The 21441-nt window shown below is 63.3% G+C and carries 19 protein-coding genes; 4 read left to right on the forward strand and 15 right to left on the reverse strand.

Annotation, left to right across the window (positions count from 1 at the left end; translation table 11 throughout):
- Positions 1-30: 30 nt before the first annotated feature.
- The 13 genes from kdpB to FFS13_RS00770 form a co-directional block, all read right to left on the reverse strand.
- On the reverse strand, positions 31-2091 hold the full coding sequence (kdpB, locus tag FFS13_RS00710) for a potassium-transporting ATPase subunit KdpB (protein ID WP_137817213.1): 2061 nt from the start codon (positions 2089-2091) through the stop codon (positions 31-33).
- Positions 2092-2103: 12 nt separating this feature from the next.
- Positions 2104-3798 (reverse strand): potassium-transporting ATPase subunit KdpA, encoded by a 1695-nt coding sequence (gene kdpA, locus FFS13_RS00715; protein ID WP_137817214.1) that lies wholly within the window; start codon positions 3796-3798, stop codon positions 2104-2106.
- An 8-nt stretch (positions 3799-3806) separates the two neighbouring features.
- Complete coding sequence (locus FFS13_RS00720) at positions 3807-3896, reverse strand: K(+)-transporting ATPase subunit F (RefSeq protein ID WP_119955337.1); 90 nt, start codon at positions 3894-3896, stop codon at positions 3807-3809.
- Positions 3897-4195: 299 nt separating this feature from the next.
- On the reverse strand, positions 4196-5254 hold the full coding sequence (locus tag FFS13_RS00725; protein WP_137817215.1) for an AI-2E family transporter: 1059 nt from the start codon (positions 5252-5254) through the stop codon (positions 4196-4198).
- A gap of 170 nt (positions 5255-5424) precedes the next feature.
- Positions 5425-6231 (reverse strand): DUF4892 domain-containing protein, encoded by an 807-nt coding sequence (locus tag FFS13_RS00730; RefSeq protein ID WP_171006385.1) that lies wholly within the window; start codon positions 6229-6231, stop codon positions 5425-5427.
- A gap of 8 nt (positions 6232-6239) precedes the next feature.
- Positions 6240-6905 (reverse strand): glutathione S-transferase family protein, encoded by a 666-nt coding sequence (locus FFS13_RS00735; protein ID WP_137817217.1) that lies wholly within the window; start codon positions 6903-6905, stop codon positions 6240-6242.
- Positions 6906-6971: 66 nt separating this feature from the next.
- Positions 6972-7835, reverse strand: coding sequence for an alpha/beta fold hydrolase (locus tag FFS13_RS00740; protein ID WP_137817218.1), 864 nt, complete (start codon positions 7833-7835; stop codon positions 6972-6974).
- Positions 7832-8641 (reverse strand): alpha/beta fold hydrolase, encoded by an 810-nt coding sequence (locus tag FFS13_RS00745; protein WP_137817219.1) that lies wholly within the window; start codon positions 8639-8641, stop codon positions 7832-7834. The genes FFS13_RS00740 and FFS13_RS00745 overlap by 4 nt, the downstream gene beginning before the upstream one ends.
- 102 nt (positions 8642-8743) lie before the next feature.
- Complete coding sequence (locus tag FFS13_RS00750) at positions 8744-9187, reverse strand: hotdog fold thioesterase (RefSeq protein ID WP_137817220.1); 444 nt, start codon at positions 9185-9187, stop codon at positions 8744-8746.
- A gap of 14 nt (positions 9188-9201) precedes the next feature.
- Positions 9202-10869, reverse strand: coding sequence for an AMP-binding protein (locus FFS13_RS00755; protein WP_137817221.1), 1668 nt, complete (start codon positions 10867-10869; stop codon positions 9202-9204).
- Between the two features lie 115 nt (positions 10870-10984).
- Positions 10985-11449: a phosphohistidine phosphatase SixA gene (gene sixA, locus FFS13_RS00760; protein WP_137817222.1), complete on the reverse strand. Its 465-nt coding sequence runs from the start codon at positions 11447-11449 to the stop codon at positions 10985-10987.
- Entirely contained in the window at positions 11449-11796 is a 348-nt protein-coding gene (locus FFS13_RS00765) for a DUF4389 domain-containing protein (protein ID WP_137817223.1), read from the reverse strand. The genes sixA and FFS13_RS00765 overlap by 1 nt, the downstream gene beginning before the upstream one ends.
- A gap of 184 nt (positions 11797-11980) precedes the next feature.
- Entirely contained in the window at positions 11981-13003 is a 1023-nt protein-coding gene (locus FFS13_RS00770; protein ID WP_137817224.1) for an NAD(P)H-dependent glycerol-3-phosphate dehydrogenase, read from the reverse strand.
- A 343-nt stretch (positions 13004-13346) separates the two neighbouring features.
- Between FFS13_RS00770 and FFS13_RS00775 the strand changes: the two genes are divergently transcribed.
- The 4 genes from FFS13_RS00775 (at position 13347) to fabB (ending at position 17600) form a co-directional block, all read left to right on the forward strand.
- Entirely contained in the window at positions 13347-13547 is a 201-nt protein-coding gene (locus tag FFS13_RS00775; protein ID WP_137817225.1) for a hypothetical protein, read from the forward strand.
- Positions 13544-15457 (forward strand): ATP-binding protein, encoded by a 1914-nt coding sequence (locus FFS13_RS00780; RefSeq protein WP_137817226.1) that lies wholly within the window; start codon positions 13544-13546, stop codon positions 15455-15457. The genes FFS13_RS00775 and FFS13_RS00780 overlap by 4 nt, the downstream gene beginning before the upstream one ends.
- A gap of 395 nt (positions 15458-15852) precedes the next feature.
- Entirely contained in the window at positions 15853-16368 is a 516-nt protein-coding gene (gene fabA, locus FFS13_RS00785; protein WP_119955353.1) for a 3-hydroxyacyl-[acyl-carrier-protein] dehydratase FabA, read from the forward strand.
- A gap of 11 nt (positions 16369-16379) precedes the next feature.
- Positions 16380-17600 (forward strand): beta-ketoacyl-ACP synthase I, encoded by a 1221-nt coding sequence (fabB, locus tag FFS13_RS00790; RefSeq protein ID WP_137817227.1) that lies wholly within the window; start codon positions 16380-16382, stop codon positions 17598-17600.
- A 79-nt stretch (positions 17601-17679) separates the two neighbouring features.
- Here the strand turns inward: fabB and mddA are convergent, their stop codons facing one another.
- Positions 17680-18444, reverse strand: a complete 765-nt coding sequence (gene mddA, locus FFS13_RS00795) for a methanethiol S-methyltransferase (RefSeq protein ID WP_137817228.1) — start codon at positions 18442-18444, stop codon at positions 17680-17682.
- Between the two features lie 136 nt (positions 18445-18580).
- A complete protein-coding gene (locus tag FFS13_RS00800) occupies positions 18581-21400 on the reverse strand; it encodes a PAS domain S-box protein (protein ID WP_137817229.1) in 2820 nt (939 codons plus the stop codon).
- Positions 21401-21441 lie beyond the last annotated feature (41 nt).

Below are 21441 nucleotides of genomic sequence, written 5' to 3' on the forward strand. Positions count from 1 at the left end.
GCTTCGCGGTTTTCCACCCTACCCCCAGGCCTAAGCCAGCCCCACCGCGACCAGCAGCAGGTCGATCAGCTTGATCCCGACGAAGGGCGCGACAAGCCCGCCCAGGCCATAGATCAGCAGGTTGCGCGCCAGAAGATGGGAGGCGCTCGCCGCCTTCACCTTGACCCCGCGCAAGGCCAGCGGGATCAGCGCGACTATGATCAGCGCGTTGAACACGATCGCCGAGAGGATCGCGCTCTGCGGGCTCGCCAGTTGCATGAGGTTGAGCACGCCCAGTTGTGGGTAGAGGCTGGCGAACAGCGCCGGCAGGATGGCGAAGTACTTGGCCACGTCGTTGGCGATCGAGAAGGTGGTCAGAGCGCCACGGGTGACCAGCAGCTCCTTGCCCACCTGCACCACGTCCAGCAGCTTGGTCGGGTCGGAGTCGAGGTCCACCAGGTTGGCCGCCTCGCGGGCGGCCTGGGTGCCGTCGTTCATCGCCATGCCGACGTCGGCCTGGGCCAGAGCCGGGGCGTCGTTGGCGCCGTCGCCGCACATGGCGACCATCTTGCCGTCGGCCTGTTCGGCACGGATGCGCTGGAGTTTCTTCTCCGGCGTGGCTTCGGCGATCACGTCATCGACACCCGCTTCGGCCGCAATCGCGGCAGCGGTCAGTGGGTTGTCGCCGGTCACCATGACGGTGCGAATACCCAACTGGCGCAACTCGGCGAAACGTTCGCGGATACCCGGTTTGACCACGTCCTTGAGGTGGATGACACCGCGCAGCTTGCCGTCGGCTGTTACCAGCAACGGCGTGCCGCCGCTCTTGGCGATCTTGTCGATTTCCCGCGACAAGGTCGCCGGCATCTCGTTACGCTCATGGCCAATAAAGGCCAGGGCCGCATCGACTGCACCTTTACGGTAGACATGGCCATTCCAGTCGACCCCGGACAGACGCGTTTCGGCACTGAACGGGATGGCGCTGATCTCGGTCCGCGCCGGCTCAGCCATCGGCTGCAGGCCACGCAGGTATTCGACGATGGACTTGCCTTCCGGCGTGTCATCGGCCAGCGAGGCCAGCAGCGCAGCCTCGGCCAGTTCCTTGGAGCTGACGCCGGGCGCGGTGTAGACCGCACTGCAGCGACGGTTGCCGAAGGTGATGGTGCCGGTCTTGTCCAGCAGCAGCACATGCACGTCACCGGCGGCTTCCACCGCACGGCCGGACTTGGCGATCACGTTGAGGTGCACCAGGCGATCCATGCCGGCGATGCCGATGGCCGACAGCAGGCCGCCGATGGTGGTCGGGATCAGGGTCACCAGCAGGGCCACCAGGAACACCAGCGGCAACTTACCGCCGGCGAAGATGGCGAATGGCTGCAGGGTCACCACCACCAGCAGGAAGATCAGGGTCAGGCCGATCAGCAGGATGTCCAGCGCCACCTCGTTAGGGGTCTTCTGCCGCTTGGCGCCCTCCACCAGGGCGATCATGCGATCCAGGGTCGACTCACCGGGGTTCACGCTGATTTTCACCAGCAACCAGTCGGACACCAGGCGGGTATTGCCGGTGACCGCCGAGCGGTCGCCGCCGGACTCGCGGATCACCGGTGCGGATTCGCCGGTGATGGCCGCCTCGTTGACCGCGGCGACGCCTTCGATCACCTCGCCGTCGCCGGGGATCAACTCGCCGGCCTGGACGCGCACCAGGTCACCCTTGCGCAGGGTGCTGGCGGCCACGGTTTCGAACTCACCGCTGGCCTTGCGGCGACGCGCGCCGAGGCCCTGGCTGCCAGAGCGCAGGCTATCGGCACGGGCCTTGCCACGCCCTTCGGCGAGCGCCTCGGCGAAGTTGGCGAAGAGCACGGTGAACCACAGCCAGAGGGCCAGCTGCACCGCCACTGCGGTATCCACGGCGGGGTTCGGCACTAAGCACAGAAGGGTGGTCAGCACGGCGGTCAGTTCGACCACCAACATCACCGGCGACCGTAGCAGTACCCGTGGGTCGAGCTTGACGAAGGCCTGCACCAGCGCCACGCGCCAGAGCGAACTGAGCGAACTGAGCGGGGCAGTCTGGATTTTCGCGTGATGTTTCAACACTTGAGTCTGAGCGTTCATCTCAATCATTCCTTAGAAGCCAATGCTCAGTTGTTCGGCCAGCGGGCCCAGGGCCAGGGCCGGCAGGAAGGTCAAGCCACCGACCAGCAAAATGGTCAGGGTGAGCAAGGTGACGAACAGCGGGCCATGGGTGGGGAAGCTGTTGGGGCCGACCGGTGCGGTCTTCTTCGCCGCCAGGCTACCGGCGATGGCCAGTACCGGCAGGATGTAACCGAAGCGCCCGATCAGCATGGCCAGGCCGATCATCAGGTTGTGGAACGGCGTGTTGGAACCGAAGCCACCGAAGGCCGAGCCATTGTTGGCGGCACCGGAGGTATAGGCATAGAGCAGTTGGCTGAAGCCGTGTGGGCCGGGATTGCTCACCGAGGCCAGCGGGCCGGGCAGAGTCGCGGCGAAGGAGCCAAGCACCAACACGCCGACCGGCATCACCAGCAAGGTGGCGACCAACAGGCGCACTTCCTTGGCCTCCAGCTTCTTGCCGAGGTATTCCGGGGTACGGCCGACCATCAAACCGGCAAGGAACACCGCGATCAGGACGAACAACAGCATGCCGTACAGACCCGCGCCGACGCCGCCGAAGATCACTTCGCCAAGCATCATGTTGATCATCGGGACCATGCCACCAATGGCGCTCAGGCTGTCGTGCATGGCGTTCACCGAACCGTTTGACGCAGCGGTGGTGGTCGCGGCCCAGAGCATCGAGGCGGTGACGCCGAAACGGCTCTCCTTGCCTTCCAGCGAGGCGCCCTGCTCAATCGGCAAACCGGCCAGGGCGGCGTTCGGCTGGTACTCGGCGACCAGTGCGGCGCCAAGGCCAAGCATAAATAGCACCAGCATGCAGGCCAGGATGGCGCGGCTCTGGCGCAGGTCCTTGACGTAGTGGCCGAAGGTGAACACCAGCGCGGCCGGGATCAGGATGATAGAGGCCAGCTCGAACAGGTTGCTCCAGGCCGTGGGGTTCTCGAACGGATGCGCGGAGTTGACACCGAAGAAGCCACCGCCGTTGGTGCCTAGCTGCTTGATGGCGATCTGGCTGGCTGCCGGGCCGAGCGGCACGACCTGATCGGCACCCTGCAGGGTGACGGCGTTGACGTACTCGGCGAAGGTCTGCGGTACGCCCTGCCAAACCAGGAACAGCGCCAGCAACAGGCACAACGGCAGCAAGCCGTAGAGGGTGCCGCGGGTCAGGTCGACCCAGAAGTTACCCAGGCTGTGGCTCGAGCGGCGAGTCAGGCCACGGCACAACGCAACCAGCACGGCCAGGCCGGTAGCGGCGCTGACGAAGTTCTGCACGCCAAGGCCGACCATCTGGCTGAAGTAGCTCAGCGCAGCTTCGCCGCTATAGGCCTGCCAGTTGGTGTTGGTGACGAAACTCACCGCGGTGTTGAACGCCAGGGTCCACTCCAGGCCCGACAGTTTCAGCGGGTTGAGCGGCAACATGCCCTGCAGCATGAGGATGGCGAACAACAGCAGGAAGCCCGCCAGGTTGAAGGCCAGCAGCGCCAGGCAGTAGGTCTTCCAGTCCTGCTCGGACTGCTCGTCGACGCCGGCTACGCGGTAGAAGAAGCGCTCCACCGGCCCCAGTACAGGTGACAGGAAGGTGCGTTTTCCCTCCATCACCCGGTAGTAGAAGCGCCCGAGGAAGGGCGCCGGCACCAGCACCAGCGCCAGGAAGGCCACAATCAGCAGAATATCTTGGCTGTTCATGACTACTCCTAGGAACGATCGGCGCGCAGCAGCGCCGTCAGTAGATAAATGAACAGTCCCGTGGCCATAGCCAGGGACAACCAATCCAGAACAGTCATGGAATTTCTCTCCTTTGCGCGGTTTTTCCGCTTGGGAGAAATTCTCCGCTGGGTGGCGTAAAGGAACGAGACGAAGAGGTCGGGAGCGGCGTAAAGAAGGCGTAAAGACCCAGCCTGTCGGGCGTTGTAGCGGGGCCGCCAGCAAGCGGCCGGGAGCATCACGGGTGCAGGAGCTAGAGCTGCGCGATGCGAATAGAGCGGGAGTGAAGCAAATCACAAAACCCAGGCTGGGTTTCGGCTAAAAAGCGCCTCTACACCAGCCTACAGACCAGGATCGGTGAACCCGTAAACCGAACGGACTAAGGCTTGGGCGGCGCCTCTTCCTTGCGCGGGTTGGCCACCCAGTCGGTCACCAGGCTGAATGCCACCGCCAGCAAGGTCGGGCCGAGGAACAGGCCCATAAAGCCGAACGCGAGCAAACCACCGAAGACCCCCAGCAGCACGACCACCAACGGCAGGTTGCCACCCCGGCTGATCAGGTAAGGCTTGAGCACGTTGTCCACGCCACTGACGATGAACATGCCCCAGATCCCCAGGAACACGGCATAACCGTAGTCGCCCTGCCACACCAACCAGGCGGTGGCCGGAATCCACACCAACGGCGGGCCCATGGGAATCAGGCTGAAGACGAACGTGAGAATACCCAACACCAACGCCCCCGGAATCCCGGCGATCCAAAAGCCGATTAGCGCCAGCACACCCTGTGCCGCAGCAGTACCTATCACCCCATTGACCACGCGCTGCACGGTGCCGGCCACCAGCTCGAGATAGTGCTCTGCCCGTTCGCCGATCAGTCGCTGCAGGCCACTCTGGACCAGCTCGGCCATCCGCGGGCCGTCGCGGTAGAAGAAAAACACCAGGACCAAACTCAGCGCCAGCTCCAGAACGCCACCGCCAATCTGCGCGCTACGCGCCAACAGCCAATTACCCACCTGGCCCATATAGGGTTTCAAGCTCGCGAAGAAGGCCGTGCCCTGCTGATCAATGGCCTGCCACAGGCCGACCAGACGCTCGCCCACCAGCGGCATAGTCGCCAGCCATTCGGGCGGCTGCGGCAGGCCCTGCACTTGCAGATCCTTGAACAGATTCAGCGCATCACGGACATGATCCGCCAGGTTAAAGCCCAGCCACACCAGCGGCACCGCCACCAAGACCATCCAGCCCAAGGTGAGCAAACCTGCGGCGGTGGCCGCACGCCCGCCCAGCCAGCGCGTCAACAGGGTCATCAGCGGCCAACTGGCGAATGCCAGTACGGCAGCCCAGAACAGCGCCGACCAAAACGGTGCCAGCACCCAGAGGCTGGCACCGAGCAACGCCAGCAGCAGAATCTGCACCAGTAAACGGTCGTTATTGGGCATCTAAGTGCTCCATGCAAAAGAGGAAGAAACAGCTCTAGCCTAGCCCTAAGCGGGCAATTGGCGGGCAGCATGCCTGGCTTGACGCGACAAGGACAAGCCGGTTCGCCCAGCAGTGAACCTGGTCACGCTGCTGGCGCGTGATGACAGCCATCGCGGCCAGTCACTGCGCCCTAACGCAATACCTTCAGAAGCAAGCCGTTCCCCGTCGCCGCATCCAACTCCAGCCGCGCCGCTCGCACCCTTTGCGCGACCAGGGCTTCGCGCCAGGCTTCCGCCTTGGCCCCGGAGAGGCTGACGCGCAAGGTGCTATCCAGGTTCAGACTGCGCGCAAGCAACTCGACCCAAGGCGCTAGCGGCTCTGCATTCAGCTTCGGCAGGGCCAGCTCGCCGGTACTTTTCAACTGGCGAAGCAAGGTGCTCGGGCTGGGTAACAACTCGCCGAGTGGCGCAGCGGCGTCCAACTGTTCGACATGCAGAAACGCCCGGCGGTTGCCGCGGGTGATGCTGTACAGCGCCACCAGGCTGTCCTGCCGTGGCTCGGCCAGGCGCAGCAACAGGTACGCCTGCTGATCGTCGGCGCCATACAGCTTGGCGTTGCCGAATACCGAGTTGGCCCACAGGCTGCTGGAGCCGCAGTCACGGCTCTCGCACCAGTACAACAACTCGGCGCCCTGCGCCTGCAAGGCTTCGCGGGCCGCGTTGAAGGCCTGCCCGGAAGTGTGTTCGCGGGGTAACTCGTAAGTCACCGAACGCAGTTGCCCTTGGGTCGGCACTTCCCGCTCGAAGCGTAACTGGCCGCTGATCCGGCGGATCGAGCCCAGCGGATAGATCCGCTCCTGGGCGCTGGCCTCGCGATAATCGACGATCTGCGCGCGCGGGAAACGCGGCAAGACCTCGAGGTCATGGCTACCGGGCAAGTCGGCGGCCAGCAGCGTGCCGCTGAGCATAAACAGGTTGAGAACGCTCAATAGGCGCATGCAGTTCCTCATCGAACCAGGATGCTTTGCGCGGACTTCACCAGTTTTTCGGCGTCCTCTTCCATGGGTTTCGGTACCAGCAAACCGCGCTGCACCGCCGGCCGCTCGGCGATGGCCGCGAGCCAGCGCTGCAGATGCTCCAGCCCCTCGACCGACACCCCGGCCCAGTCATACAGGCGCACCCAGGGGAAGGTGGCGATGTCGGCAATGCTGTACTCCCCGGCCAGGTACTCCACCTCACTCAGGCGGGTATTGAGCACTTCGTAGAGGCGGCGGGTTTCGTGCTGATAGCGGTCGATCGGGCCCTGGAGCTTCTCCGGGAAATAGCGGAAAAACACATTGGCCTGGCCCTGCATGGGGCCGACGCCGCCCATTTGGAACATCAACCACTGGATCACCCGCGAGCGGCCTTTGACATCCTGCGGCAGCAGTTGCCCGGTCAGTTCGGCCAGGTAGATGAGGATGGCGCCGGACTCGAACACCGCAAAATTGTCGTTGCCCCGATCGACGATGGCCGGAATCCGCCCGTTGGGATTGATCTTCAGAAACGCCGGGGTCTTCTGTTCTTGCTTGTCGAAGCTCAGCACCTGTACCCGATAAGGCAGGCCGAGTTCTTCAAGCGCGATGGAAACCTTGTGGCCATTGGGGGTAGCGGCGGTGTACAGGTCGATCATGCGTCTCTCCTCCCTCTCTGCTGCCCTGTGGCAATCCGCTCAGCCTCCCCAGTTGACCCGGGCAAGTCAAGGCGCAGCGAAGAACCGATTGAAACAGTCTGCTACGGCCTGGGCACCCGCCTCGTCGTCCAGATGCAGATGGTGCCCGCCAGCCAGTTGGTGCAGCTCGAACGGCAAGCCCTTGAGCATGTCGGTAAACCGCGGTTGTTCCAGCAGCATGCCCTGCTCGGCCAACACCAGGCTGACCGGGCAGCTCAAGCGCTGGATAAACGCCTGGGTGTGGGCGCGGGTCAGGCGCAGGGGCGATGGCAAGGTCAGGCGGCTGTCGGTGCGCCAAGTGTAGCCACCAGGCACCGGCATCAAGCCGCGCTGCGCTAAGAGTTCGGCGGCTTCGCGGGTCACCGCGCCGACGCCCTTCATGCGCGCCTCCACCGCTCGCTCAAACTTCTCGTACACCGGTTTGCGTTTGCCGGCCAAGGCCAGCTGCGCCTTGAGCGCTTCGCCGAGTTTTTCCGGCGCGGTCTCGGCTTCGCCGGTGTAGGGGATCAGCCCGTCGATCAGGGCCAGGCGCTCGACTCGCTCCGGCATCGCCCCCGCCAGCAACACCGCAACAATCGCGCCCATGGAGTGACCGAGCAGAGAAAAACGCTGCCAACCGAACTGTTCAGCGACCTGCAGCACATCGTGGGCGTAATCCCACAGCGCATAGCCGCCCCCCGCCGGGCGGTGATCGGAATGGCCATGCCCGGCAAAATCCAGCGCCACGATGCGCAGCCCTTCCAGCTTGGGCGCCAGGCGGGCGAAGCTCATGGCGTTATCCAGCCAACCGTGCAGGGCAAGCACCGGCTGACCGTCTAGCGGGCCAAACACATGGGCCGCCAGTTCGATGTGCGGCAGGCTCAGGCGGACTTCTTCGAAGGGTAGGTTCATGCGCACTCCTGCTCGGCCCTGCGGCCATCCCAGCGGCTGAAGAGTTGCTTCAGCAACTCGGCGGTGTCCTGCGGGCGCTCCAGTGGGAACATATGGCCGCCGGGCAATGTCAGGTATTCGCCCTGCGGCACCCGCCGAATCAGCCGAGTGTGGTGCGGCAGCACCACGCGGCTATGGCGTCCGCGAATCATCGCCAACGGCACCTTGAGCTGCTGCGGCCGCCCCGGGCTGGTATGCGGCACGCTGCGGTAGATGCTGATCTCGGTGGCCGGATCGAAACGCAAGCGCAGGCTCTCGCCAGTGCTGTGCAGCCCGTGCTGCACATAGGCATCCAGGCATTCCGGATCGAAACGGCGGAACAGCGCCTTGGCGGAAAAATAGCTACGCGCCTGCGCCAGGTCGGCGAACTCTTCGCGGCGACCCAGGGTGCGTCCGGCCGGGGTGATACGGTCGATAAAACCAAAGCGCTTGGCCGCGCGAATGACAAGGCGGTCGGCCAGGGTCAGCACCGGCGAGTCGAGCATCACCACGCCACGGTAAAGCTCTGGACGCAGCAGGGCGGCGTGATAATGCAGCACCCCGCCCAGCGAATGCCCGACGCCCCAGACCGGCTCGGGTTGCGCCTGTAGATGATGCAGCAACTCGTCGACCAGGTTGCCCCAGTTGTCGTTGACCGGGAAGCGCGGGTCATGGCCGTGCTGCTGCAAGTGCTGCACCTGATAGTCCGGCGCCAAGGCGGCAAATAACTTGCCGTAAGTGGCCGAGGGAAAGCCATTGGCATGGGCAAAAAACACCTGCTGCTGCATACACACACATCCGTCAGGAAAACCCGACCGATTGTCCGCAAGCCGCGCCCCTGCGGCAATGACCGTAACTGCCAGGAAGGGTGACAGTCCGGCCATCGGCACTCAAACCTTTGGCGATTGCTCAGCCAAGGGCACAACCGCCATGGTCAGCCGCGAGATGCAGCTGGGCTTACCGTCGTCACCGCTCAGGCGGATATCCCAGACATGCGTGGTGCGGCCCAGATGTATCGCCCGTGCGACCGCCGTCACCCGGCCGCTGCGCAGGCCGCGCAAATGGTTGGCGTTCACCTCAAGGCCCACGCAGTAAAACTTGGAACTGTCGATACACAGGTAGCTGGCCATGGAGCCGAGGGTTTCCGCCAGCACCACCGAAGCGCCGCCATGCAGCAGGCCATAGGGCTGATGAGTGCGCTTATCGACCACCATGCTGGCGCTGATGGACTCGTCATCGAAGGCTTCGAAGCGAATATCCAACAGCTCCCCAATGGTGTTCTTCTGAAAACTATTGAGCTGCTCCAAATCTGGAGTACTGCGCCATAAGCTCATACCGGCTCCTCGGATCAATCATGCCAAACCAGCGCCTCACGGCGTTCGGCCCACTCCTGGAAACGCCCGGCGTAGGCGCCTTCCACCACATTGCGCTTGATCTTCAGGGTTGGGGTCAGGAAGCCGTTATCGACCGCCCAGACCTCTTTGAGCAAAATCAGCCCGCCCAGCCGCTCATGCTTGTCGAGTGCGCCGTTCACCTCGTCGAGCAACGCCTTGAGGCTAGCTTCCAGCTCCACACGCGAGCCGTTCGCCGATTCCTGTCGCCCGGCTTCGGACAACACACAGAGCGCCAGCGGCTGCGGCATGCCGTCGCCGACCACGCAGACCTGCTCGATCCGCGAATGTACCGCCAAGCGGTTCTCGATCGGCGCCGGGGCCACATATTTGCCCTTGCTGGTCTTGAAGATTTCCTTGATCCGCCCGGTCAGGCGCAGATAGCTGTCGGCGTTCTGTTCGCCCTTGTCGCCGGTGCGTAAGAAGCCATCCTCGGTCAGCGCTTCCGCGGTTTTTTCCGGGTCCTTGTAATAGCCCTGCATAGTCGCGGCGCTGCGCACCAGCACTTCGCCCAGCTCGCTGATCCGCACTTCAACACCCGGGCTGGCCTGGCCAATCCAGCCGGCCTTGGCCTTACCTTTGCGGCAAATATGCGAGTAGCCGCAGTTCTCGGTCATGCCATACACCTCGAGCACGTCGAGCCCCAGGCGCTGGTACCAATCGAGCAGCGCCTCCGGCACCGGCGCCGCACCACACAGGGCATAGCGCACGGCATCCAGCCCCAGCCCAGCGAGCACCCTGCGCCCGATGAGCTTGCCGAGGATAGGTAGCTTGAGCAGGAAGTCGAGACGCGCGGCCGGCATCTTGGCGTACACCCCCATCTGGAACTTGGTCCAGATTCGCGGCACGCCAAACATCAGGGTCGGCCGCGCACGCTTCAGATCGTCCAGAAAGGTTTCCAGGCTTTCGGCGAAGAATACGGTTTGTCCGCCATAGATCGAGGCCAGTTCGACAAACATGCGTTCGGCGACATGGCAGAGCGGCAGGTAGGAGAGCAGCCGATCCTCTTCCGACGCCTCGAACAACTGCAGGCCATGGGCGGCGGCGAAGGCGAAGTTGCTGAAGTTGTGCATCACCCCTTTCGGCGTGCCGGTGGTGCCGGAGGTGTAGATGATGGTGGCGAGCTGATCGGCCGCCGGGCTTGGGTTGTCGCGGATCGGCGTGCAGGCCTGCAGCTCGCTCCAGTGCAGATCGAACTGCCCCTCTGGGTGCAGCGGCAAGGCCACGGTGCGGATGCCCTCGGGCACCCCCGCGGCCATCGCCGGCCAATCGTCCAGTTTGCCGACGAAGACCAGGGCCGACTCGGAGTGTTCCAGCACTTGCCGCGCCGAGTCGGCGGTCAGATTCGGGTAGAGCGGCACCGAGACGTAGCCGGCCATCCAGATCGCCAGATCGGCGATGATCCAGTGCGCACAGTTCTTCGAAACCAGCGCAATGCGGCTGCCTTGCGGCAGCTCCAGCCTGCGCAACCAGTTGGCCGCGCGGCGTGCTTGATCGCCCACATCGGACCAGCTCAGCTCTTGTAGCTGTCCGCCGGGAAGGGGCTGCACCAGGTAGTGTTTATGCGGGTGACGGGCTTCACGCTCGTAAAACACCTCGAGCGGCAAACGGACAGCATTAGCCACAGGGCCTCCTCCTTATTCTTCTTGTGGGGAAACAACCAAGCACTTGCTTGGCCGGACTATTCCACGCACACAGACGAGGCGCAAGTAGAGAAATGTTTCGGTCTGTAGTTGGCTTTTAGCCGTGCTGCGGATGCACCAGCGCCAGTAAATCCATCAGTCCGGCAGCCGGAAAATCACCCTCCAACTCGGCCAGACTAGCCGTGCGCATCGGTAGCGGCTCTTGGCGATGGCCGTGAATCAGCAGCCCTGCCAGATCGCCGAGCAGAGGCTGGTGGCTGACCAGCAACAGTTCCGCCTCGCCACGCTCATCCAGATAACGCAGCACCTCACGCGGGTCACTGTCGGGCGTCAACCAGGGTGCGGTGCCGATCGCCGCGGCAAAACCCACCGCCTCGCGGACCAGTTCGGCGGTCTGCTGCGCTCGCACGTACGGGCTGGCAAGAATCGCGCTAATCGGCCGCCCACTGAGTTGGGCGGCACTCTGCAGCACTTCCTTGCGGCCGCGCTTGGTCAAGGGCCGTTCGGCATCGCTACGCGCCTGTGGCTCTGCTTCACCGTGGCGTAATAACCAAAGCCTCATTAGAGCTTGGGCTCTTCATCGCGCACCGGGTGCGGCGCCGCGGGCACTTTGTGGGCAGCTTCACCTTGCGCGGCCTGGGCGGTCGGCCAATCGGCGAACGGCCAGGGCTTCTCGTCGCTATTGAAGGTGCCAAACCGACCGATTTGCGCCAGATACTGGCTCAGACTGTCGCCAAACGTCAGCAGGCCGGCGTTCGGCGCGCCGTAAAACAAGCGATAACCGAGCTGCAGCAACACAGTGCCAGCGAGCAGCAGTTCAGCCACTTGCCAGACCATGCTGAACAGCAGCATCCACAGGATGCGCAGCAAAATCGACTCGCGCTGCAACTCGTCAGTGGGTTCGCTCATGGGAATCTCCTTATTCGGCTGGATTGGTTTAGGTAGCCCGGCAAAACGCCGCAGCTTCCTTTGTGTGGAACCCGGGGCAAGTCCGATCACTTACCCGAAAAAGTTTAGCGGCTATCTGAAGCAGTCACTATCCGGCATTTCCGCGCAGGGCGAGCCCAGGCGCCACGGTGCAGCTGGATTACTCTCAGAAACCACTGGTAGGGATAAAGTCGACATCGGTCTTCGGCTCGGCACGCATCAGCAGTTCAATCACCTGGGCCAGCGTACGCCCCTCAAAAAGAATGGCATGCAGACCCGCGACCAGCGGCATGTAGATCTGCAGTTCTTCGGCCTTGGCCTTGAGCACCTTGAGGGTATTGACCCCTTCCGCGACTTCACCGAGGCGCGCAACCGCTTCCTCCAGGCTCAAGCCCTCGCCCAGAGCAAAGCCGACCTGATAATTGCGGCTTTTCGCCGACGAACAGGTGACGATCAAATCGCCGACCCCGGCCAGGCCCAGGAACGTCATCGGATTGGCACCCAGCTTGACGGCAAAGCGGGTCATCTCCGCCAGCGCGCGGGTGATCAGCATGCTCTTGGTGTTCTCGCCCATCCCCAGCGCCGCCGCCATGCCGGCAATGATCGCGTAGACGTTTTTCAGCGCACCACCCAGCTCGACCCCAAAGCGATCGCCACTGGCGTAAACCCGGAAAGTGCGGCCGTGCAAGGCGGCCTGCACACGCTGGCAGAGCGCATCGTCTTCGCTGGCGATCACGCTGGCGGTCAACGCATGCTCGGCAATTTCTCTCGCCAGGTTGGGCCCGGACAGCACGCCAATGCGGGCCTGCGGGGCAATATCCTCAAGAATCTGGCTCATCAACATGAAGCTCTGCGCCTCGATGCCCTTGGTCAGGCTCACCAACAGCTTGCCTGCCAGCTGCTCGGCAAACGGCTGCAGCGCAGTGCGCAAGGCGGTCGAGGGCAGCGCGACAAACACCAGCTCGCAGGCTGCCAGGCTGGCGGCCAGATCGATGACGGGCTCCACACCTGGGTGAATCTTCACGCCTTTGAGATAACGCGGATTCTCGCGATTGACGCGGATCGCTTCAGCCTGCTCGGAATCACGCATCCACTGCTGCACACGTTGGCCATTCTCGGCCAGAAGATTGGCAATCGCGGTGCCGAAGCTCCCGCCACCTAGCACCGCGATGGGTTGCTGTTCAGTCATAACGAGTCCGTATTGAGCCATTGCGCATGGCGGTCTGCCGGCATTATACGGCGCGGCCGGTCAGCAGCCAGTCCTGAGCGACGGCGTTGCCCCAGACAGGTTTAAATTAAGCAGAATTACCCGAGCTTGCTCAGCAGCCAACAGGCAAAACCGCTCGGCTCGGTTAACATGCCGCAATCCTCAGCCTGAACAAGGCTGCTTCATGCACATTGGCTCAGACAAGCACGCGCCGACCCGGCGTACAAAGCACTACGACGAAGGTCAACGACTGTATTCAGCCTGCGGTTAGAGCTCTAGGATGCGTTATAACTTCTCAAGGACGAACTCCCCACGAGGCCCACGGATGCGCCGTTTAGCCCTATTAAGTTGCTGCCTGCTCGGTGGCTGCCTGCCGCTCGCCGCACCACTATGGGCCGCCGCAGTAGTGCTCAGTGGCGCCGCCGACCGCTCGGCACTGCGCGCCCTCAGTCGCGCCTTGGGCAGCGAACTGGCCGACGACGCTGAACTGACGCGGCAATTGGCTGCAGGAGAGAAGATCCCATGAACCTGCGCCGAGGCTGGGACATCCACACCCGCACGCAGCTGATCAGCGTTGGCCCGGCCCTGTTGCTGACCCTGCTGCTGACCGGGTTCTTCACCTTTGTGCGCCTGCAGGATCTGCGTCAGGAGCTGAACCACAACGGCCAACTGATCGCCAATCAGCTTGCCCCAGCCACCGAGTACGGCGTCATCGCCGGTAACCTGCAGGTGCTGGACACCTTGCTGCAGGCCACCCTGAGCACCCCGCATGTGCGGTTCCTCGAGGTCCGCGACCGCGAAGACAAGATCCTGGTGTATATCGAGCAACCCAATAGCCAGAGCAGCCCGCAGGTCGAGGTGTTCCACGCGCCGATCCGCCTGCAACGCATCGCGCTGGGCAACGACTTTTTGCCTTCCGCCAACGAGCGCAGCAATCAGCTCGGCAACGATTATCTCGGCCGCGTCGTGGTCGGCATGTCTAACGATGCGTTCAGCAGCCGCCAGCAGGAGATTCTGTTGAAAGCCACGGTGCTGGCGGTGTTTGCCCTGCTGCTGACTTTTCTGCTGGCGCGCCGCTTGGCGCGTCGGCTGTCGCAGCCGATCAGCGCCATGGGCGAAGCCGTGGAAGCCATCCAGGCCGGCAACTACCGCACGGCGTTGCCGGCAGTCGACGACGGTGAGCTGGGCGACCTGGCACGGCACATCAATAATCTGGCCAGCGGGCTCGAACAGGCCAGCCACGAGCAGCAGCAAGCCATCGCCCAACTGATCAAGGCACGTGAAGAATCCGAACAGGCTAACCGCGCCAAGTCAGACTTCCTGGCGATGATGAGCCACGAACTGCGCACCCCGATGAATGGCGTGCTGGGCATGCTGCAACTGCTGGAAACCACCGAGATGACCGACGAGCAAGCGGAATACTCGGCGCTGGCGGCCGAGTCCACCGAGCATCTGCTGAAGGTGATCAACGACATTCTCGACTTCTCACGGATCGAACGCGGCGCGCTGGAGCTGGAACGCATCCCGTTCAGCCTGCTGGAACTGATCCAAGGCTCGGCGCAGGTATTCCAGCACAGCGCCCAACAACGTGGCCTGGAGCTGCAACTGGACACTCAGGCCGGCCTGGAACAGCTCGAGGTACGGGGCGACCCCACGCGTATCCGGCAGATTCTGGTCAACCTCTTGGGCAACGCGCTGAAATTCACCGAAGACGGCAGCATCCGCATCGAGACCCGCTGGCAAGCGCTCGACAACGAGGTGCTCTGGTTCAGCTGCGCGGTGCATGACAGCGGTATAGGTATTTCACCTGAACGTCTGGAGCACATGTTCGATGCGTTCCAGCAGGCCGACACCTCGATCTCCCGTCGCTATGGCGGCACCGGCCTCGGCCTGCCCATCGCCCGCACCCTGGCCGAGCGCATGGGTGGCACCCTGCGGGCCGAGAGCCATGAGGGTCGCGGGTCGATCTTCACCCTGGAAATCCCCCTACCCTTTTGCCAGCAAGCGCCCGCCCCCCTGCACCGGGCAGCGCAAGACAGCGTCAGCGGGAATGGCCAAGAAGTCCTGCTGGTCGAGGACAACCCGGTCAACCAAACGGTTATCGAGGCCATGTTGCGCAGCCTCGGTTATCGGGTCAGCCTGGTTGGCGACGGTGCCCAGGCGCTGCACAGTGTCGAGCGCCATAGCTTCGCCGCCATCCTGATGGATTGCCGACTACCGGTAATGGACGGTTACGAGGCAACACGGCAGATTCGTCAATTAGCGGGCCGCGCCGAGGTGCCGATTATTGCGCTGACCGCCAATGCCCTGCAGGGTGACCGCGAGGCTTGCCTGCTAGCCGGGATGAACGACTACCTGGCCAAACCGTTCAAACGAGCCGACCTGCAGCGGGTACTGCAACGCTGGTTGCCACCCCGACCTTCGGCGAGTGGCTAGAAGTCTGCCGAACTTAGTACTGTCCTACTACGAAAGCCTGGATATTGGCCCGTTTTCCCACTCAACCTCGTTAAAGAGAATGACTATTCGCCTCGGCTGAGTGAAAAAACGGCCTCAATCCCAGACTTTCTCGCTACGGACGCCTAAGCCCGACAGACTCCTAGAGTGTTAAAGTGCTCCAAGCTGGCCTAACGCAAAGTGCTAATGCCTAAAAGTGCTAGGGCCTAACTGTTGCGACGAGCGTCAGCGAAGCTGGTGCACAATTGCGCTCGCTACGCTGTGACTTTCACCACAACGCAACAGTCTACGACTAGGCTGCAAACGACGCCCTTCGCGCCGGGCCAGCTTAGATGATTCGCTTAGCCCTGCCGCACGGGGATTATTGAGGAGCTCGCATGTCCAAACAAAACGCTTTTACCCGGGAAGATCTGCTGCGCTGCAGTCGCGGCGAGCTATTCGGCCCGGGTAATGCGCAATTGCCCGCCCCCAACATGCTGATGGTCGATCGCATCACTCACATCAGTGAAACCGGCGGCAAATATGGCAAGGGTGAACTGGTTGCCGAGCTCGATATCAACCCAGATCTGTGGTTTTTTGCCTGCCACTTCGAAGGCGACCCGGTAATGCCGGGCTGCCTGGGCCTCGATGCCATGTGGCAACTGGTGGGTTTCTACCTGGGTTGGCAAGGTAACCCGGGGCGCGGTCGCGCGCTGGGCTCGGGTGAGGTGAAATTCTTCGGTCAGGTACTTCCGACGGCCAAGAAAATCACTTACAACATTCAAATCAAACGCACCATCAACCGCTCGCTGGTCCTGGCTATCGCCGATGGCACCGTTAGCGTCGATGGCCGCGAGATTTACAGTGCCGAAGGTTTGCGCGTCGGCCTGTTCACTTCCACTGACAATTTCTAAGGGTTATCCGCATGCGTCGCGTCGTGATCACCGGTCTGGGCATCGTTTCCTGCTTGGGCAATGATAAAGACACCGTCTCCGCCAACCTGCGCGCTGGCCGTGCCGGTATCCGCAACAACCCGTCCTATGCCGAAATGGGCCTGCGCAGCCAGGTTTCCGGTTCGGTCGACCTGAACCTCGAAGAGCTGATCGACCGCAAGGTTTACCGCTTCATGGGCGACGCCGCGGCATTCGCCTACCTGTCGATGGAACAGGCGATCAAGGATTCCGGCCTGACCCCGGAGCAGGTTTCCAACCCGCGCACGGGCCTGATCGCCGGCTCCGGCGGCGCCTCGACCGTCAACCAGATGGAAGCCATCGACACCCTGCGCGAGAAAGGCGTCAAGCGCATCGGCCCATACCGCGTGACCCGCACCATGGGCAGCACGGTATCCGCCTGCCTGGCCACGCCGTTCCAGATCAAGGGCGTGAATTTCTCCATCTCCTCCGCTTGCGCCACCAGTGCCCACTGCATTGGCCAGGCCATGGAGCAGATCCAGCTGGGCAAGCAGGACGTGGTCTTCGCCGGCGGCGGTGAGGAAGAGCATTGGAGCCAGAGCTGCCTGTTCGATGCCATGGGTGCCCTGTCCACCCAGTACAATGACACCCCGGAAAAAGCCTCGCGCGCTTACGATGCCAAGCGTGACGGCTTCGTCATCGCCGGCGGTGGCGGCATGGTGGTGGTCGAGGAACTGGAGCACGCGCTCAAGCGCGGCGCCAAGATCTATGCGGAGATCGTCGGCTACGGCGCCACTTCCGATGGCTACGACATGGTCGCCCCGAGCGGCGAAGGCGCGATCCGCTGCATGCAGCAGGCGCTTGCCACCGTCGAAGGCCCGATCGACTACCTGAATACCCACGGCACTTCCACCCCGGTCGGCGACGTTGCCGAGATCAAGGGCGTACGCGCTGTGTTCGGTGACAAGGCGCCGCCGATCAGCTCGACCAAGAGCCTGTCCGGCCACTCCCTGGGCGCCGCCGGCGTGCAAGAGGCGATCTACTGCATGCTGATGATGGAAGGTAACTTCATCGCCGGCTCGGCCAACATCGAAGAACTGGATCCGGAAGTGGCCGATCTGCCGATCGTCCGCAAGACCCAGGAAAACGTCACGCTGAACACCGTGATGAGCAACAGCTTCGGCTTCGGCGGCACCAACGCCACCCTGGTACTGAAACGCTGGACCGGGAAGTAAGCTAAGCACTCCGCATACGACAAGGGCGCCAAATAGGCGCCCTTGTCGTTTCTGGCCTGCGCACTCACGCACTCAGGCCTCAAGCCAGCTCACTGGCGTTCTCATCCTGCCGTGGCTGTTGGCCAAAGCGTGGCAGCAGCATCGGCACCTGCTGGCGATAACGGCGATACTCGGGATGCGCCGTCAGCAGGTCGCGCTCCTCCAGCCGGATAGCGATCAAGATATAGACCGTGGTCAGCAACGCGAACAGCAGGTGCGCCGCGCTCATGCTCGGGGTCGCCCAGAAGCACAGCAGCCAGCCGGCATAGAGCGGATGACGCACCAGCGCATAAGCGCCAGAAGCCTGCAACGGCAGCGGCTCATAGGCTTTACCCAGCAGTTGCAAGCTGACCTGACGCAGACCGAACAGCTCGAAGTGATTGAGCAGGACGCTACTGTAGAGCAACAGCGCCCAGCCGAAACCAAAGGTTGCGCCCAGCACCAGGCGCCCGGAATGGTTGTCCACCTGCCAGATCAGCCCGCCCAGCGGCTGCCAGAAGCTGAACAGCAGGATCAGCGCCAGGCTGGAGAACAGCACATAGGTGCTGCGCTCGGCGGTCTGCGGGATGACCCGGGTCAACCAGCGTTTGAAAGCCGGTCGCGCCATGCCACTGTGCTGCACGACAAAGATTCCCAGCAGCAGCACGTCCACCCCCAGAGCACTCCAGAACCCCAGCCCGGGCGTGCCGTCGATGCTGTTCGGCACCTGCGGCAGGTTGCCGACAAAGCCGATGGCATAGAGGAAGGTGACGAAGAAGATCGCATAACTGGCGACGCCATACAGGAAGATCGCTAAGCGTTTCATGGTGGTAGTCCTGCCTCGGTGATGAATATCTGCAAGGCTTTCTGCAGTTGAGGTCAGGTTGCACCGGCGCTGTATCAGCACGATGGCCGGCAAGGCATAGTTTGTATCGGCTTGGTTGCCGCGGGTTTCTGCCGGCTCAGGCCGGCGGCAGGTGGACGCGCAACAGGGCGTGCAGGCGCGCCTGATCCAGCGGCTTGTGCAGCAAGGCCTTGAGCCCTTGGGCGATCACCTCGGTCTCGGTCAGCTGGTCGCTGAAACCGCTGTAGAGCGCAATCGGCATATCGGCCCGCGCGGCCAGCAGGCGCCGCGCCAGTTGCAGGCCGGTGAGGCGTGGCATGCTCTGGTCGAGGATGACGAAATCCCAGGCATAGGGGTCGGCCAGCAACAGTGCCGAGGCCTCTTGCGCATCAGAAAAGACCCGCACCTCGGCGCCCCATTGCGCCAGGCGTTCGGCCATGAACTCGGCCACCAGCGGCTCATCGTCGACCACCACCACCCGCCCGCTCAGCGGCGGCAAGAGCGCATCTGGGTCCGTCAACCTGTGTGGTTCTGCACTGCAACTGCTGGTGTCGGCCATCGGTGGAAGCAGCACCTGAAACCCCGTGCCCTGCCCTGGCGCGCTCTGCAACAGGATGTGCCCGCCATATTCGTGGACGATGCCATGCACCATCGACAAGCCCATGCCGCTGCCTTGCCCCAACGCCTTGGTGGTGAAGAACGGTTCGAACATCCGCGTCTGCACCGCCGGGTCGATGCCGGGGCCGCTGTCCTGCACCGAGAGCAGCAGATAGTCACCGGCGAAGGCCTGCTGGCAGGAGGTACAGACCGCGGCCGGATAGGCGCGACGTTGCAGGCCGATATGCAGTTGGCCGACGCTGCCCATGGCATCACGGGCATTGATACACAGGTTCATCAGCACCTGTTCCAGCTGCACCGGGTCGACCAGCACCAGCGGCAGCCCCTCGCTCAGTTGGGTATCGATCTCCACCGTTGCTGGCAGGGTCGATTCGAGCAGGCGGATAAAGTCGCCGATCAGGCTATCCAGGGCCACCGGTTGCGGCTGGCCACGGCTGCCGCGGCTGAAGGTGAGCATCTGCTGGATCAGGTCGCGGGCCTTCTCCGCCGAGCGCTGCACCCGCCCCAGGTACTGCCCCAGGCGCTCGTCACCGAGGCGTTCGGCATGCTCCTCGGCCATCACCGTGTAACCGAGCATGCTGGTCAGCAGGTTATTGAAGTCATGGGCGATGCCCCCGGTCAGGTGGCCGATGGCCTCCATCCGCTGCGCTTGCCGCAGTTGCCGTTCCAGGCGCTCGCGTTGCTCCTCGGCCTCCTTGCGCTCGGTGATATCGCGCAGGTAACAGATAAAACTCGGCCCCTCGGCCCCCTGCACCACGGAAATCGCCAGTTCCGCGGGAAACTCCTCGGCATTGGCGCGCTGCGCGCTGAGCTCGATCCGGCGACCGAGTAACGGCCCGTCACCCTCCTGCAGGTGGCTGGCCAGCCACTTCTTATAGGTCTCACGCAAGCGCTCCGGGATCATCAACTCGGCCCAGGGCTGGCCCAGCGCCTGTTCCCTGCTGTAGCCGAAACACTGCTCGGCCGCGGGGTTGAAGGTCGTGATGCGCCCACGACTGTCCATGCCGATGATGCAGTCCAGCGCCGTACTGACGATGGTGCGGTACTGCTGTTCGCTGGCGCGCAGGGCCTGTTCGGCCTCCTTGCGCTGGGTGATCTCGCGGGTGAAGGCGAGAATCCGCTCGATCCCGCCGATGGTGGCCCGCTTGAGGAACACCTCGTCCCAGTGCAGACCGCCATCGCGGTTGCGCCGGTGCCATTCGAAACGCTGCGGTTCACCCTCCCGCGCCCGCGCCAGCCAGCCGGCCGCATCGACATCGGTGTAGGGCGGATAACCGGCGCTGAAGGTGTCCACCCCCAGGCTGAGCATTTCCTCATAGCTGTAACCGTAGGCCTGGCAAGCCCGCGGGTTGACGTCGACCAGCGCGCCGCTGTGCAAGTCGAGGACGAAGATGGCGTCTTCCGAAGCCTCGAAAATCGCCCGGTAGCTGGCCTCGGCATCCAGCCGCTGCAATTCGGCGGCGGCGCGCACCGAGAAGATCCGCAGCACCGACTCGACCCGACTGCGGTCCTCTTGCAAAGGGCTGCAACGTCCGGCGGCGATCAGGCCCAACGGCCGCCCATCACTGGCGAAGAGCGGATAGCCGGCATAGCTCTGCACCCCGAGCGACTTCGAGACGCTGTCATTCGGATAGAGCTTTTGCAGATCACTGCCGACAAAGTGGAAGGCCCGGTTGAACACTTGCTCGCAGGGAGTGCCCGCCAGCTCGTAGGTGGCGTTGGTGTGGAGTTTGCCGTTGTAATACAGGGCCAGGGTGGTCAAGCGCTGCGGCCCCTCATCGCTGACCCGGCTGACAAAGGCGAAATCGGCTTGCAGCGAGCGCGCCAGATAGCGGGCAATGGCCTCGAACACCTCAGTCCCGGTGGCCGCCGACACCCCCAGCGCGACATAACGCAGGGCATCCTCGACCTTTTCCCGATCGCTGATATCGGTCGAGATGCCACACACTGCGGTCACCCGGCCCTCGGCGTCGAACAGCGGGAATTTACTCGACAGGTAGGTCGAGGCCCGTTCGCCGACCTGCAACTGCTCCTCGAATTCGCGCGACTGGCCAAGATGCGCCACGTTCAGGTCGTTGGCCCGCAGGCTGGCGGCCATGCTTTCCGGGAACAGTTGGTGATCGGTCTGCCCCAGCACCTGCGCGGCGGACAGCTGGAAGAGATTTTCGAAGGCACGGTTGACCAGACGATAGCGACCCTGCAGATCCTTCACGTAGATCACCGCATTGCTGTTATCGATGATCTGCCGCAACTGGTGTTCCGCCGCGATGGCGCCGGCACCTGGGGCGGTGACAATCGGGCTTGGCAGTGGTTGGCTCATGCAATGGGCTCCGCTTCAGGGGCTTTCCTGCCGAGTATAGG

It is taken from the genome of Pseudomonas sp. 2FG (assembly GCF_005502935.1).
Lineage (GTDB): Bacteria > Pseudomonadota > Gammaproteobacteria > Pseudomonadales > Pseudomonadaceae > Aquipseudomonas.

Coding starts and splice junctions, on each gene's coding strand:
- kdpB (WP_137817213.1), bottom strand. CDS start 2,091: ATGAACGCTCAGACTCAAGTGTTGAAACATCACGCGAAAATCCAGACT.
- kdpA (WP_137817214.1), bottom strand. CDS start 3,798: ATGAACAGCCAAGATATTCTGCTGATTGTGGCCTTCCTGGCGCTGGTG.
- FFS13_RS00720 (WP_119955337.1), bottom strand. CDS start 3,896: ATGACTGTTCTGGATTGGTTGTCCCTGGCTATGGCCACGGGACTGTTC.
- FFS13_RS00725 (WP_137817215.1), bottom strand. CDS start 5,254: ATGCCCAATAACGACCGTTTACTGGTGCAGATTCTGCTGCTGGCGTTG.
- FFS13_RS00730 (WP_171006385.1), bottom strand. CDS start 6,231: ATGCGCCTATTGAGCGTTCTCAACCTGTTTATGCTCAGCGGCACGCTG.
- FFS13_RS00735 (WP_137817217.1), bottom strand. CDS start 6,905: ATGATCGACCTGTACACCGCCGCTACCCCCAATGGCCACAAGGTTTCC.
- FFS13_RS00740 (WP_137817218.1), bottom strand. CDS start 7,835: ATGAACCTACCCTTCGAAGAAGTCCGCCTGAGCCTGCCGCACATCGAA.
- FFS13_RS00745 (WP_137817219.1), bottom strand. CDS start 8,641: ATGCAGCAGCAGGTGTTTTTTGCCCATGCCAATGGCTTTCCCTCGGCC.
- FFS13_RS00750 (WP_137817220.1), bottom strand. CDS start 9,187: ATGAGCTTATGGCGCAGTACTCCAGATTTGGAGCAGCTCAATAGTTTT.
- sixA (WP_137817222.1), bottom strand. CDS start 11,449: ATGAGGCTTTGGTTATTACGCCACGGTGAAGCAGAGCCACAGGCGCGT.
- FFS13_RS00765 (WP_137817223.1), bottom strand. CDS start 11,796: ATGAGCGAACCCACTGACGAGTTGCAGCGCGAGTCGATTTTGCTGCGC.
- FFS13_RS00770 (WP_137817224.1), bottom strand. CDS start 13,003: ATGACTGAACAGCAACCCATCGCGGTGCTAGGTGGCGGGAGCTTCGGC.
- FFS13_RS00775 (WP_137817225.1), top strand. CDS start 13,347: ATGCGCCGTTTAGCCCTATTAAGTTGCTGCCTGCTCGGTGGCTGCCTG.
- FFS13_RS00780 (WP_137817226.1), top strand. CDS start 13,544: ATGAACCTGCGCCGAGGCTGGGACATCCACACCCGCACGCAGCTGATC.
- fabA (WP_119955353.1), top strand. CDS start 15,853: ATGTCCAAACAAAACGCTTTTACCCGGGAAGATCTGCTGCGCTGCAGT.
- fabB (WP_137817227.1), top strand. CDS start 16,380: ATGCGTCGCGTCGTGATCACCGGTCTGGGCATCGTTTCCTGCTTGGGC.
- mddA (WP_137817228.1), bottom strand. CDS start 18,444: ATGAAACGCTTAGCGATCTTCCTGTATGGCGTCGCCAGTTATGCGATC.
- FFS13_RS00800 (WP_137817229.1), bottom strand. CDS start 21,400: ATGAGCCAACCACTGCCAAGCCCGATTGTCACCGCCCCAGGTGCCGGC.